11 protein-coding genes are annotated in these 12829 nt (G+C 50.1%); 1 reads left to right on the top strand and 10 read right to left on the bottom strand.

What is annotated here, in order from left to right; translation table 11 throughout:
- The first annotated feature begins 251 nt into the window (after window positions 1-251).
- Window positions 252-776 carry a PEP-CTERM sorting domain-containing protein gene (locus DESPODRAFT_RS16070; RefSeq protein ID WP_004074872.1) on the top strand — a complete coding sequence of 175 codons (525 nt, stop codon included), beginning with the start codon at window positions 252-254 and terminating at the stop codon, window positions 774-776.
- 9 nt (window positions 777-785) lie between these two features.
- Here the strand turns inward: DESPODRAFT_RS16070 and DESPODRAFT_RS16065 are convergent, their stop codons facing one another.
- The 10 genes from DESPODRAFT_RS16065 to map all read right to left on the bottom strand — a co-directional run bounded on the left by DESPODRAFT_RS16065 (window position 786) and on the right by map (window position 12824).
- Window positions 786-1925, bottom strand: coding sequence for a hydroxymethylglutaryl-CoA lyase-like TIM-barrel protein (locus DESPODRAFT_RS16065; protein WP_004074870.1), 1140 nt, complete (start codon window positions 1923-1925; stop codon window positions 786-788).
- On the bottom strand, window positions 1922-2230 hold the full coding sequence (locus tag DESPODRAFT_RS16060) for a (2Fe-2S) ferredoxin domain-containing protein (protein ID WP_004074868.1): 309 nt from the start codon (window positions 2228-2230) through the stop codon (window positions 1922-1924). The genes DESPODRAFT_RS16065 and DESPODRAFT_RS16060 overlap by 4 nt, the downstream gene beginning before the upstream one ends.
- A gap of 230 nt (window positions 2231-2460) precedes the next feature.
- Window positions 2461-3783 (bottom strand): nitrogenase cofactor biosynthesis protein NifB, encoded by a 1323-nt coding sequence (gene nifB / locus DESPODRAFT_RS16055; RefSeq protein WP_004074867.1) that lies wholly within the window; start codon window positions 3781-3783, stop codon window positions 2461-2463.
- Window positions 3784-3794: 11 nt separating this feature from the next.
- Window positions 3795-5207: a nitrogenase component 1 gene (locus tag DESPODRAFT_RS16050; protein WP_004074861.1), complete on the bottom strand. Its 1413-nt coding sequence runs from the start codon at window positions 5205-5207 to the stop codon at window positions 3795-3797.
- A complete protein-coding gene (gene nifE, locus DESPODRAFT_RS16045; RefSeq protein WP_004074859.1) occupies window positions 5204-6580 on the bottom strand; it encodes a nitrogenase iron-molybdenum cofactor biosynthesis protein NifE in 1377 nt (458 codons plus the stop codon). The genes DESPODRAFT_RS16050 and nifE overlap by 4 nt, the downstream gene beginning before the upstream one ends.
- 38 nt (window positions 6581-6618) lie before the next feature.
- Window positions 6619-7995, bottom strand: a complete 1377-nt coding sequence (gene nifK / locus DESPODRAFT_RS16040; RefSeq protein ID WP_004074858.1) for a nitrogenase molybdenum-iron protein subunit beta — start codon at window positions 7993-7995, stop codon at window positions 6619-6621.
- Window positions 7996-8055: 60 nt separating this feature from the next.
- A complete protein-coding gene (gene nifD, locus DESPODRAFT_RS16035) occupies window positions 8056-9690 on the bottom strand; it encodes a nitrogenase molybdenum-iron protein alpha chain (RefSeq protein ID WP_004074849.1) in 1635 nt (544 codons plus the stop codon).
- A gap of 114 nt (window positions 9691-9804) precedes the next feature.
- On the bottom strand, window positions 9805-10629 hold the full coding sequence (gene nifH / locus DESPODRAFT_RS16030; RefSeq protein ID WP_004074847.1) for a nitrogenase iron protein: 825 nt from the start codon (window positions 10627-10629) through the stop codon (window positions 9805-9807).
- 580 nt (window positions 10630-11209) lie between these two features.
- Window positions 11210-11953: a lysophospholipid acyltransferase family protein gene (locus DESPODRAFT_RS16025; protein ID WP_004074846.1), complete on the bottom strand. Its 744-nt coding sequence runs from the start codon at window positions 11951-11953 to the stop codon at window positions 11210-11212.
- Entirely contained in the window at window positions 11943-12824 is an 882-nt protein-coding gene (gene map / locus DESPODRAFT_RS16020; protein WP_004074845.1) for a type I methionyl aminopeptidase, read from the bottom strand. Before map ends, DESPODRAFT_RS16025 begins: the two co-directional genes overlap by 11 nt.
- Window positions 12825-12829 lie beyond the last annotated feature (5 nt).

Genomic DNA, 12829 nt, shown 5'->3' with positions numbered 1-12829 from the left:
CACATTTTTTATTACATAAATTCTATAAAATACAACTAAATACAATCTATTGTTTTTCAACATAAATCCAACAGTATAAATATCCTCTTTTAAATCAAACAGTTTTCATATCTTTTTTGAAGTGTTTATCTATGGGTATAGTAATTGCTTTTAATAGCCCCAAATAACAAAAAACTTTGCCTGGCTTTAAAAACAAAACGTTCCATGGGAGATCGTTAGATTGCCACGGCGATTTATAAGAGGAGTTATAAATGAAGAAATTAATACTGTTTTTATGTGTTTGTTTTTTTGTTGTGGGTGTAACGCCTGCATTTACAATGACCATTAATGTTTGGGAAGTTACGAATAAAAACATCTCGACGATCAATAGTTGGATGAATGCTCAATACGGCTCTGTTCATGTTTTAGAAGATTTTGAAGATATTCATGCGGGATGGTATACCCAAAAAGAGACGGGCGTGGGGATATTTACGGCTGAAGGCAATATCGGCACAGGGGCCACTTCATATAATAAGAATCATAAGAAGTCGTCTATCGCCCCTTATTTTTCCATTCAGAACCGCAACGCAACCTGGTACGGCCGCAGCAATACAAAAACAGGTGACAATGAGGTCCTTTCCACGCTTTCCTGGTCAACGACGTCACAGAGCGACGGCTTTGGTTTGGATGATTTTTCAACTATCCATAACCCGGAACCCTCAACAATGCTTCTCTTTGGATTTGGCCTTATCGGAATTGCAAGTATTACCAGGAGGTGGGCTATGTCTGGCAGTTGATATGCCAGGTCAGCCCATGGCTGTTCTACGGTAGATGGACTCAAGCAGTTCCGGGGATACGGGCTTGTTTAGTGAGGCGGCCGCAGCCCGGACCTGGGGCAGCAGTCTTTGGGCGGCATCTGCATCAATATTTATGTTCCGGTGGGCCAGGGTATGTTTTATGGCGGCCGAGCCGGAATGCACCCCTAATACCATCTGCCTTGAGTTGTGCCGGCCCACCTGCTCGGGATTATATAATTCATAGGAGTTTGTATTTTTTAGCAGGCCTGCACAGTGAATGCCCGATTCATGGGAGAATATCCGTGATCCCACAATGGGTTTGGCCGGATGAATCTGCTGTCCGGAGAATCTTGCCACGGTATTGCATAGCCGGGTAAGTTCCGACAGGCGCATGTTGCTCTTTTTCGCCCCGATGCCGAACAGGGCCATGGCCGTCTCTTCAAGGGGGGCATTGCCTGCCCGCTCCCCGAGTCCGTTCACCGTCACACTGATGGCCTTGGCCCCTGCATCCACCGCAGACACGGCATTGGCCGTGGCCATGCCAAGGTCGTTGTGCCCGTGAAATTCCAGGGCCAGGCCGGGCAGACGGATCAACAGGGTCTCAATCATATCCATGAGTGCGGACGGGGTGATCATGCCCACGGTATCGGCGAGCCGGACCCGGTGGACGCCGAGTTCGATGGATGCCTGGCAGAACCGTACAAGAAAATTCATGTCCGTACGGGTGGCATCCTGGGCGCCCACGGATACCTGGTCAAAATAGCGTCCGGCGAACCGTACGATGTCATCCAGGGTCTCAAGCACCCAATTCTCATCTTTTTCAAAGGTCTTGAGCAGGATAGACGATGTCGGAAAACTGATGTGGACGCCTGGGGTATTGCAACCAATGGCCAGTTCAATATCTTTTTTGACCGCCCTGCACCAGCAGGTGAGCATGCTGGGCAGGTTCAGCTGGGCAATGGCCTCTATTTCCCGGCATGCAAACTCACCCATGGCAGGGATGCCCACTTCGATCTCGTCAACGCCGCATTCGGCAAGCTGACTTGCGATGGTCAGTTTTTCCAAAGGCCTGAAAAAGAGACCCGGGGCCTGTTCCCCGTCCCGAAGGGTGGTGTCCACCATCCAGACCCGTCGATCAAACGTTTTCATTCCAGTACATAGTCCTCTGCAATCTCGCCATCTTCCATGGCATCCAAAATAGCGTCAATGGCCTCTTCGTTTTCGACGTGCCCATACCAGATATTATCCGGATAAATCACCATGATCGGACCGTCATCACACTGTTTCAGGCAGCAGGTGGAGGTGACCAGCACCTCTTCAAGGCCTCTGTCAATCACTTCATTTTCAATGTAGGCCAAAAAATCACCCGACCCTTTTCTGTGGCACTTGCCTTTGGGTTCTCCACTGGGACGAAAACTTGCGCATACAAGGATGTGTTTTTCAGGCTTGTTCATTTTGTTCTCCTTAAACGCCCTTTGGGCGAGCTGTTAGGTTTCAGCTGTCAGTAAATTTTTATACTATTCAAATATTATTTTTTAGTTGGTTCCTAAGTGGGGTGTTTGGATCAAAAGTTGCCCAGATGCAAGGCGCAAGTTAATTTTCAACCAGAGCAACCTGGAAGGTTGTGAGGATTGCAAATTGACTTGCAACGCCGCAGATGGGTGACTTTTGGTCCAAACACGGGTTACATGCAGCCTGTTCCGGTTCCCCTGCACTCCCCACAAGCGGTCTGTGCCCGGACAATCAGATGGTTTAACGAATCCCCTTTCTTAATCGCCATCAGCACAAGATCAATCATGCCGTTGACCTCATGGATGGTAAATCCCATGGTACCCAGAACTTTTTTAGGGGTCTGCCCGATACCGGACACAAGAATGGTGTGGCAATCCTTAATGGTCCGAGCAAGGTTTTGCCATCTGGCATCCCCGCCGCCGGGTTTCGGCAGCACCCTTGTTTCCACAAATGTCGGTGTGTCCTGATTTAAATCATAGATGTGCAGCTCCTCGGCTTCTCCCAGGTGCTGATTGATCAACGCGCCTTCCCGGGTGGCCAGGGCCACATAGGGTCTTGGCCCGGTGTCATTAAACGCATACATATCTTCCTGTTCACCGGGCGTTTCATGGCAATACTTCGGGGCATTGGGAAAGGGAACCGGGGCGGTGGCGTGATAGGTCAGCCGATCCATGAGTTTCTGGTTCAAGGGATCATCCAGCAGCCCCACGGCATCGGCCCGGCAGCGTTTGCAATGGGTCATCTGGGGCACAAAAACCTGGGCCGCTTTTCTGAGTTCCTTGACCACATCCTTGCCCGGTTCTTCCATGTTTTCAAAATTTGAGCCTTTGGTGGGGAAGTAGGGCATGATGTTAAAAATATCCACACCCATTTCACCCATTTTTTCGGCGACCGCTATCATATGCTCATCATTGATGCCGGGCAAAAGAATAGAATTGACCTTGACCATAATATTGCGTTCCTTAAGTCCCTCAACAGCGGCAAGCTGACGTTCCAACAGCAGTTTTGCGCCCTGGGCCGGGCCCACGGAGTGTTTGCCGTCCCTGATCCAGCAATAGATTTTGGCGCCGACTTCAGGATCCACGGCGTTGATGGTGATGCTCACATGGGTCGTATTAATATTTTTCAGTTCATCCAGGTAGGGATGGATGTTCAGGCCGTTGGTGGCCACGCACAAGAGCATTTCCGGATAAGTTGCACGCACCCTGGTCAGGGTTTCGATGGTTTTGTCGCCGTTGGCAAAGGGATCGCCAGGACCTGCAATGCCCACTACGGCTGTGTTGGGTTTGGCCTCAACGACCTCTGCCAGGTAGGCCATGGCCTGGTCCGGACTCAGAATGGAGGAGGTAACCCCGGGGCGGCTTTCATTGACACAGTCAAACTTTCTGTTGCAAAAATTGCACTGGATGTTACAGGCCGGTGCAACCGGGAGGTGAACTCGACCGAAATCCTTGCAGGACTTTTTATTAAAACAGGGATGGTTATCTAAATTCATCTTTATCTTCCTTACATATATGAGTATCCGATTCTGGATTCGGTCTGTTTTTCCGTTAAAATTGCATTGACGATGGTGTCAAACAACTGCTGGGCACCTTTGTATCCCACGTGCAGGATACGCGAACCGCCCACCCGGTCGTGGATGGGGAATCCCACCCGGACCATGGGGATTTTCAGGCGTCTTGCCATGGCGTATCCCTTGGAGTTGCCGATGATGAGTTCAGGCCGCAGCGCTTCGGGCATGGCTGCGGCGGTCTCTTCCATGCAGGTGAAGTCCATGTCGTTCTGGATGATGACCTGGTCAATGAGATTTTCGGGCAACGTCTGTTCAAGGGCGGCTTTAAATGTTTTGCTTTTGCCGCCGGATGCACAGAGCACAGGGATGATGCCCACTTCGGCAAGGAATCCGGCCATGGAGACCACAAAATCTTCTTCGCCATAAATCAGGGCCCGTTTTTTCGATACATATTTATTGCCGTCCACATAGGTATCCACCACCCGCCATTTCTCTTTTTTGTAGCGTTCGGGCACGGGCCGGCGCGAAATCTGGGACAGGATATCCAAAAAGCGGTCCGTGGCCTTTACCCCGATGGGAATGGGCAGGCGTGTGCAGGAAACGCCGAAGCGTTTGTTCAGGATGCCTCCTGCGGTCGCCTGACCCTTTTCCGCGGCCAGGGCGAGTACGGCACCGAACTCCATACTGTGAACAGAGACGTTCATTTTCTCAATGGCGGAAAGCGTGGTGCCGCCTTTCTGGATGGCCTGATATTCCTGCCAGGAGGGTCCTTCCAGCCGCTCGGAATAATCGGGCAGGATGGTGACAGGGGTATGGAAATCTTCAAAAATGTCTTTTAAATGCCGCAGGTCTTCGTTGGAGAGCATGCCGGGAAACAGATTAATGGTTTTCTTTTTCTTGGGCCGGTAAACGATTCTTTTATCCGCCGGGTTGAAGCGGTCCACCACAGCCGCCACGGCGCCATGGAATCCGTCCACGTGAGTGCCCGAATATGATGGTGTGGAGACATGGACCAGGGCCGTGCCGTTGATGCTATTGTCCATGCTGTTTAATATCAACCGGACATCGTCCCCAATGGTTTCGGACAGGCAGGTGGTGGCGATACCGATCATGCTCGGGGCATACTGGCGAGCCACGTTTTCAATGGCCAGCTTCAGGTTGGCCCCGCCGCCGAATACGGCCGTCTCCTCGGTGAAGTTGGAAGAGGCAATATCCACGGGCTCCTTGAAATGGGAGATCAGGTAGCGCCGCATATAGGTTGAACATCCCTGTGAGCCATGAAGCAGGGGCACACAGCCTTCAATTCCCTGGAACACCAGGCTGGCCCCTAAAGGCGTGCACAGTTTGCATGCATTCTGGGTGGCGGTATATGAGGGGGTCTCTTTATAAGGTCTGCTCGGGGTCATATCGCACCTTCCTTTCCGATTGGGTTCTGCCGTCTGGGAACAAGATCCCATATCGGGCTTGTAACGGTTCCGTGTACTTCTTTTGCAAAATTGACCATGCCTTCAAAGCCTACCAAAGGAATTTTTCGTTCATGGTTATGGTCGCAGAACCCGATGCCCATTTTATATGCAATGGGGCGTTCCTTAACGCCGCCGATAAACAGGTCCGCATCCTTTTCAACGGAATATTTGGCCAGCTCCAGGGGGTTTGAGTCGTCTAAAATTACGGTTCCCTCGTTGCACATCTGCCTGAGCACCTCATAATCTTCCTTGGTGCCGGTCTGTGATCCGGCCAAGACCACTTCCATGCCAAGGGTTTTCAATGCCTTGATCAGGGAGAATGCCTTGAACGCGCCGCCCACGTATATGGCGGCTTTTTTGCCTTCAAGATCTTTTTTCATGGTTTCCAGGCTCGGAACAATGGCCTTGACCTCTTTTTTGATCAGCTCCCGGGTCTTTTTTAAAATCTCAGGGGTTTTCTTAAAGTGTACCGCCACCTGGTACAGGGCATCCGAGGTGTCTTCAATACCGAAATAGGAGACCCTGATAAAAGGGATGCCGTACTCTTTTTCCATCTGCTTTGCCAGATGGGTGACCGACCCTGAACACTGGACCACGTTCAGGGCTGCATTGCGCGCCTGCATAACCTCGTCCACCCGGCCGTCACCGGTGATCACGGAGACCACCTTGACCCCCATGGCTTCATAATATTTTTTTATGATCCATGTCTCTCCGCCAATATTGAATTCCCCCAGGATATTGATGGAGTCGGGAATGGTGACCCGGGGAGCCTTGTTTCTTTCGATCAGGCTGAACAACGCGTCGCAGGCTGCCTTGTACCCGTCTTTTTTGGTTCCTTTAAATCCTTCAGAGTGGACAGCGATGACAGGAATATTGGTCTCTTTTTCCACCTGGCGGCAGACCGCGTCCACGTCATCACCAATAATGCCCACAATGCAGGTACAATAGATAAAGGCGGCTTTGGGTGAATACTTTTCAATCAGCTCCAGCAATGCCTTTTTCAGCTTTTTTTCTCCGCCATAGATAATATCGGTCTCTGACAGATCCGTTGAAAAACTCATCCGATGAAGCTCCGGGCCCGAAGACTGGGCCCCTCTGATATCCCAGGTATAGGAGGCGCACCCGATGGGGCCGTGAATCAGATGCAAGGCATCCGCGATGGGATAAAGCACCACCCTGGAGCCGCAGAATACACAGGCCCGCTGGCTGACTGCGCCGGCCAGACTCTTGGTTTCACATGTCATCTCAAAGGGCTGTTTTCCCTTCTGGTAGATCTGTTTTTCTCTCTGCTTGAGTACCGATATGGAGGTCATGTTATTTATCCTTTACTGCTTTAATTGCTCTTCAGATACTATTCTACCAGTTCAAACGTTTCTTCAGATGCATCCCGGTCCTTGCGGTCCATGAGGACGCCCAGGATTTTCTCCAGAAGGTGCAGCCCGCCTTTGTACCCCACTGTGGGGAAGTAGGCGTGGCCGATCCGGTCCAGGATGGGGAAGCCGTGGCGTACAAAGGGGATATCCTCGTCCCGGGCCATGTACTTGCCGTAGGTGTTGCAGATAAGCAGGTCCACAGGTTCATTCTTGATCCACTGATGCAGCAGGAACATGTCGCCGGGGTTCTGGACATTGATCTGGTCTCCGAACCTGGCCGTGATCTCCTTGATCCGTTTGGTAAAGGCCTTGCCCGGGGTGCCGGTAACGATGTGGACCGGTTTCATGCCGATGGTGACCAGAAATTCGGTCAGGGGGATGAGCTGGTCCGGGTCACCGGCAATGGCAACCTTTTTGCCGTACAGGTGGGGCTGCATGTCTGAGATGACATCCAACAGCTGACCGCGCTCCTGGGTAACGCAATCGGGTACACTGACGCCGGCTACGGTACGCAGGGCATCAACGAACCGGTCTGTGGCCAGAAGGCCGATGGGCAGATCCTGCACCTGGCAGGGGACCTTGCACTGGGCGTCAAGTGCTTTGACCGCTTCTGCAGACGCCCAGGCGCCCAGGCCGATCGAAGCCATGCTGTCACCCGCGCTTTTCAGATCACTGATCGGAGTGCCGCCTTTGGGATACATCTCAAATTTTCCGGTGAGCGGTCCGTTGACAACGCCGGAGGTATCCGGAAAGAGGATGGGGTTTACGCTCAACATTGCAGCGATTCTTTTAATTTCAGCCATATCCGAAGGCTCCACAAATCCGGGCACAATGTTGACTCTCCCGTTGGATTTGCCGGTCTTTTCAGCCATCTGAACCGCTATGGATTTAACCATATTGGAAAAACCGGTGACATGGGATCCGACATAGGATGGTGTTGACGTATGAACGACATACTTGCCTTCGGGGATGGTGCCGTCTTTATAGGCTTTCTTGACAATCTGGTTCACGTCGTCGCCGATGGTTTCCGACAGACAGGTGGTGTGAACCGCGACCATGTCCGGGTTGTAGGTGGTAAATATGGTTAACAGGGCCTGGAGCAGGTTGGCCTGGCCGCCGAACACCGATGCACCTTCGGTAAAGGAGGAGGTGGCCGCCATGATGGGTTCACGGTAATGGCGGGTCAGGGTGGATCTGTGATAAGCGCAGCAGCCCTGGGACCCATGGCTGTGAGGCAGGCAGCCGTAAATACCGAGGCCGGCGTACATGGCCCCGATGGGCTGGCAGGTTTTAGCCGGGTTAACCGCCAGGGCCTTTCTTTCTTTAATCTCTTTAGGTGTATGTCGAAGCAGCATAATTTTCTCCTGATACTTTTTTATCTATGTTTTTAACGTTTTGTTTTTAACGTTTAACGATTATTCTGCAGCGTATTTGCCGGACAATTCAGGGGCCTTCTGCCACGGGGCTTCCAGGTAGTGCCAGATGTTGGCATTGAGCATGCGGTCAATTTCCTCATAAAAGTTGATCGCGCCTTTAAATACCGCATAGGGTCCGCCCGAGTCATAGGAGTGCAGCTGCTTCATGGGAATACCGTGCTTCTGGACTGCGTATTTTTCCTTGATACCGGCACAAAAAATGTCCGGTTTGTACATTTCGATAAGGGTTTCCGTTTCATGGTGGCTGATGTCATCGACAATCAGGGAACCCTTGGCCATGTCGGGAATCATCCCCTCATACTCTTTGAAGGCAACCCCCTTTTCTTCCAGGGCCTTGATCTGCGCTTCGGTCTTTCTGGGGTTGTACCGGGTCTCATCGGGTTCGATCTCCAGCTCCTCAATGTTTCTGGAGTCCGCATCAATCTTGATGTCCGGAATGACGTGGCGCCCTTCATAGTCATCCCTGTGGGCAAACTCGTATCCGGCGGAGAGCACTTCCATGCCCAGATCCCTGAACAGTTCCTGGTAGTGATGGGCACGGGAACCGCCCACAAACATCATGGCTGTTTTACCCTCGCACCGGGGTTTGATCTCTTTGATCTTGGCTTCAACAGGAATCATCTCCTCGGCAATCACCTTTTCCACCGTGTCGATGAGTTCCTGGTCTTCAAAGTAGGCTGCAATTTTGCGCAGACTCTGGGCGGTTGACTTGGGTCCCAGGAAGCTGATCTTTATCCAGGGGATACCGTATTTGATCTCAAGCATGTCAGCCACGTAATTAATGGATCTGTGGCACATGACCGCATTGAGATCTGCGGTGTGGCAGTTGGCAAACTGGTCAATGGTGGAGTTGCCGGAAAAGGTGGAAACAACACTGATGCCGCATTTTTCGAGCAGGTCGTCAATAATAAAGGCGTCGCCGCCGATATTGTACTCACCCAACAGGTTGATCTTGTATTTGGCGTCCGAGATCGTGTCATCCAGGCCCACAACATGGGTAAAAATGGTGTTGTTGGCAATGTGATGGCCCGCGGACTGACTTACGCCTTTATATCCTTCACAGGAGAAACCAAATATATTGATGCCAAGTTTTGCCTTCATCTCCCTGGCCACGGCATGGACATCATCACCGATCAGGCCCACCGGACAGGTGGAGAAGATGGAGATGGTCTTGGGTTTAAAAATGTCGTAGGCTTCCTGGATGGCGGCCTTCAGTTTCTTTTCCCCGCCGAAAACAATATCTTCGTCCTGCATGTCCGTGGAAAAGCAGTAGGTCATATAATTTTCTGCATCGTCTGATGGGGGACGGGTCTGGTTGCGCCGCGTCAGCCAGGAGTAGAATCCGCAGCCGATGGGGCCGTGGGTCAGATTGATGATGTCCCGGGTCGGACCCATGATAACGCCTTTGCAACCGGCATAGCAGCATCCTCTCTGGGTGATGATGCCCGGAACGGTCCGGACATTGGCACCGACTGTGAGACTGCCTTTGTCTTCTTCGCTGGAAACCGGGGTGATCTGCTTGCCGCGTTTCCGGGCCACTTTGGGTGGATATTTGGCCAGTATTTCTTTTTTTACATCTTCCGGGTTAACGGTGATGGTTCGTTCGCCTGTCATATGTTTATACCCCTATCTTATCTCTTGTGTTGTTTTGCTTAAAATTTGTCCAGAACGCCGTCTCCGCTTTCTGATGTTCTAATAAATGCGCCTTATCATTCTTAAGGTTTTTGGTTACGCCGCGATCCCGTATTTAATGAGCAGGGCCTCAAGTTCTTCAATCTCAAGGGGGGTGGGGATGACAAACATTTCATTTTCATCCATTTTTCTGGCCAGGGAGCGGTATTCATCTGCCTGGGGGTGATCCGGTGCAAAATCGATAACCGTCTTTCTGTTGATCTCAGCCTGCTGGACCATGTTATGCCTGGGAACAAAGTGGATCATCTGGGTGCCCAGTCTCTTGGCCAGCTGCAAAATCATTTCCTCTTCGTTGTCGACCTGACGGGAGTTGCAGATCAGGCCGCCGAGACGAACCCCGCCCGACTGGGCAAATTTCACGATACCCTTGCAGATGTTGTTGGCCGCGTACATGGCCATCATCTCGCCGGAGACGACAATATAGATCTCCTGGGCCTTGCCTTCACGGATGGGCATGGCAAAACCGCCGCACACAACATCGCCCAGAACATCATAAAATACATAATCCAGATGCTGCTCTTCGTCGTAGGCGCCCAGCTGTTCGAGCAGGTTGATGGAGGTGATGATACCGCGGCCGGCGCAGCCTACACCAGGTTCGGGTCCACCTGATTCCGTACACAGAACCCCGCCGTATCCTTCTTTTCTAACGTCTTCAAGCTCTACATCTTCACCCTCTTCTCTCAGGGTATCCAGAACGGTTTTCTGGGCCAGGCCGTTGAGCATGAGCCGTGTTGAGTCGGACTTGGGGTCGCATCCCACGATCATGATTTTTTTACCTGCTTCCACCAGCCCTGCTACCGTATTCTGGGTTGTTGTGGATTTGCCGATGCCGCCTTTTCCGTAGATTGCTACTTTTCTCATTATTTTCTAAAGCTCCTAAAGTTAAGTTTCGTTGTTTTTTAACAGGCAAATGCCTGTCCGTCGTTGTAATGCCTTCAACTGCAACGGATGTTCCATCGAGAAGCCGGAAGAACGATAAAAAATATAACTTCTTTGAATTAAAGCTTTTTTGAATAAAAAAATTTTTTTATTTGTGTTGGAATAAATTACGGATGCTTCTTATATTACAAATATGCTATAAAAAATAGATCAAATATGTAACTTTTTATAAATTAATAAATTATTATTCTGTAATATATATTGCCGATGGTTTATCCTCCAAAACACTGCGAGATGGCTGTTATCCCTATGATCACTAACCACATCAAAAATACGACACAAATGTAATTAACGATAATTCATCAAAATATTCGACCATAATCATACACAAGAAATACTTTTCAAATCAGTGTTTTTGACCGTTGACAGTAAAAATGTCAATTTTGGGGTTGATCAGAGAATATAACGGGTTAATGATGGATACCCGTCTTTTTGAAAGGGAGAAGCGTGCTGTTTAAGAATGTGTTATTATACTGAAAGAAAAATTTGTTTTTTTACGGGTTCAACAAACATGTTCGGAGATCAACGATCTTACCATGGCGGCAATATTGTCAGGGGCCATCTCACTGAACTGGGAAAAGGGAATGGTGTCTAGAACCTTCACGGTCATCTCGGTGTGTCCCTGAAAGGTTAGTGAATATTTAGGCAACGCCTTATTGGTATTACTGATGGCAATGGGCTGAATGTCAACACCTGTGTTTTTAGCCAGGATAAACGCCCCGGGTTTGAATCTGCCAATATGACCATCTTTGGACCTTGTGCCTTCGGGGAAAAAAAAAATGGAGATATTCCGCCTTAAAAGATCCTCACACTCGGCCATCATGGCCTTAATGCTCTCTTTGTCACCGCGCTTAAGTTTAATATCCCCATTGTTAAATGCCATATTCCAACCAATGAACGGCAGCCGGAAAACGGAACTTTTAGACACCCACCGATAGGGAAACAGCAGTCGGTAAAGTACAAGGATGTCCAGCTGGCTTTGATGATTAGATACAAATACATAGTTTTTGCGAATATCGAGCTTCTCCCGCCCCACAATTTTTACGAACCAGTACGGCATGGCCCAGGTATAAACCGAGGCCCAGAACGCACTGAAAACGTTTGACACAATCCTTCGCGGATCAAAAGGCGCTGTGCATATTCGCAACACACAGGCCACACAGAAAAAAAAGGCGGAGGAGATACCGATAAATAGAATAAAAACGGCTGAAAAAACCTTATTTAATACTGTTTTGCTATAACTCATATGGGGTCAAACTCTCATACCCGTCATCTGTCACAAGGATGGTTTGCTCAAACTGGGCGGACAGGGAGCCGTCATTGGTCACAGCTGTCCACCTGTCCTCAAGCACATGCAATTCTTTTTTGCCCAGGTTAACCATGGGTTCTATGGTAAACACCATGCCGGGAACAAGGGTAACACCGGTACCGGGACGTCCAAAATGAAGGACCTGGGGCTGTTCATGAAAATCAATTCCCACGCCATGACCCACGAACTCCCTGACCACCGAACATCCCTGGCCCTCGGCGTATTTTTGAATGGCATGACCAATATCCCCCAGGGTGGCCCCAGGCTTGACCTGCTCTATACCCCGCCGCAGACTTTCGGCCGCCACAGCCACAATTTTTTGGGCATCGCGTCCGGGCGTACCCACAAAAAAGGTTTTATTGGCGTCGGCATAGTAACCGTTTAGAATCGGTGTGATATCAATATTGACGATATCCCCATCCTCAAGAACCCGCTCGCCGGGGATTCCGTGGCAGATCACCTCATTAATGGAAACGCAGACACTCTTGGGATACCCCCTGTAGTTGAGTGGTGCCGGAACAGCCCCGGCTTTTATGGTCTGTTCATGAACATAGGTGTTGATGTCATCGGTTTTCAAGCCGGGGCGAATCATGGCCTCAACCCCGTCCATAATAGACAAAAGCAGTTCCCCGCATTTCCTGATGCCATCAACCTGTTCAGGTGTTTTCAGGATAATATCATACTTGTTTTTATACTTATCCTTCAAAGAAATTTCAGTTTTTTTATTCCGGCAGCAATTTTTAAATTTTTTCCCGCTACCGCACGGGCACAGTTCATTGGGTCGAATGCTCGTTGATTTAATTTTCATACCAT

This window comes from Desulfobacter postgatei 2ac9, from assembly GCF_000233695.2.
Classification (GTDB): domain Bacteria; phylum Desulfobacterota; class Desulfobacteria; order Desulfobacterales; family Desulfobacteraceae; genus Desulfobacter; species Desulfobacter postgatei.
Note: the sequence above shows the minus strand (reverse complement) of the source record. Positions and strands in the feature narration are given on the sequence as shown.

Coding starts and splice junctions, on each gene's coding strand:
- DESPODRAFT_RS16070 (WP_004074872.1), top strand. CDS start 252: ATGAAGAAATTAATACTGTTTTTATGTGTTTGTTTTTTTGTTGTGGGT.
- DESPODRAFT_RS16065 (WP_004074870.1), bottom strand. CDS start 1,925: ATGAAAACGTTTGATCGACGGGTCTGGATGGTGGACACCACCCTTCGG.
- DESPODRAFT_RS16060 (WP_004074868.1), bottom strand. CDS start 2,230: ATGAACAAGCCTGAAAAACACATCCTTGTATGCGCAAGTTTTCGTCCC.
- nifB (WP_004074867.1), bottom strand. CDS start 3,783: ATGAATTTAGATAACCATCCCTGTTTTAATAAAAAGTCCTGCAAGGAT.
- DESPODRAFT_RS16050 (WP_004074861.1), bottom strand. CDS start 5,207: ATGACCCCGAGCAGACCTTATAAAGAGACCCCCTCATATACCGCCACC.
- nifE (WP_004074859.1), bottom strand. CDS start 6,580: ATGACCTCCATATCGGTACTCAAGCAGAGAGAAAAACAGATCTACCAG.
- nifK (WP_004074858.1), bottom strand. CDS start 7,995: ATGCTGCTTCGACATACACCTAAAGAGATTAAAGAAAGAAAGGCCCTG.
- nifD (WP_004074849.1), bottom strand. CDS start 9,690: ATGACAGGCGAACGAACCATCACCGTTAACCCGGAAGATGTAAAAAAA.
- nifH (WP_004074847.1), bottom strand. CDS start 10,629: ATGAGAAAAGTAGCAATCTACGGAAAAGGCGGCATCGGCAAATCCACA.
- DESPODRAFT_RS16025 (WP_004074846.1), bottom strand. CDS start 11,953: ATGAGTTATAGCAAAACAGTATTAAATAAGGTTTTTTCAGCCGTTTTT.
- map (WP_004074845.1), bottom strand. CDS start 12,824: ATGAAAATTAAATCAACGAGCATTCGACCCAATGAACTGTGCCCGTGC.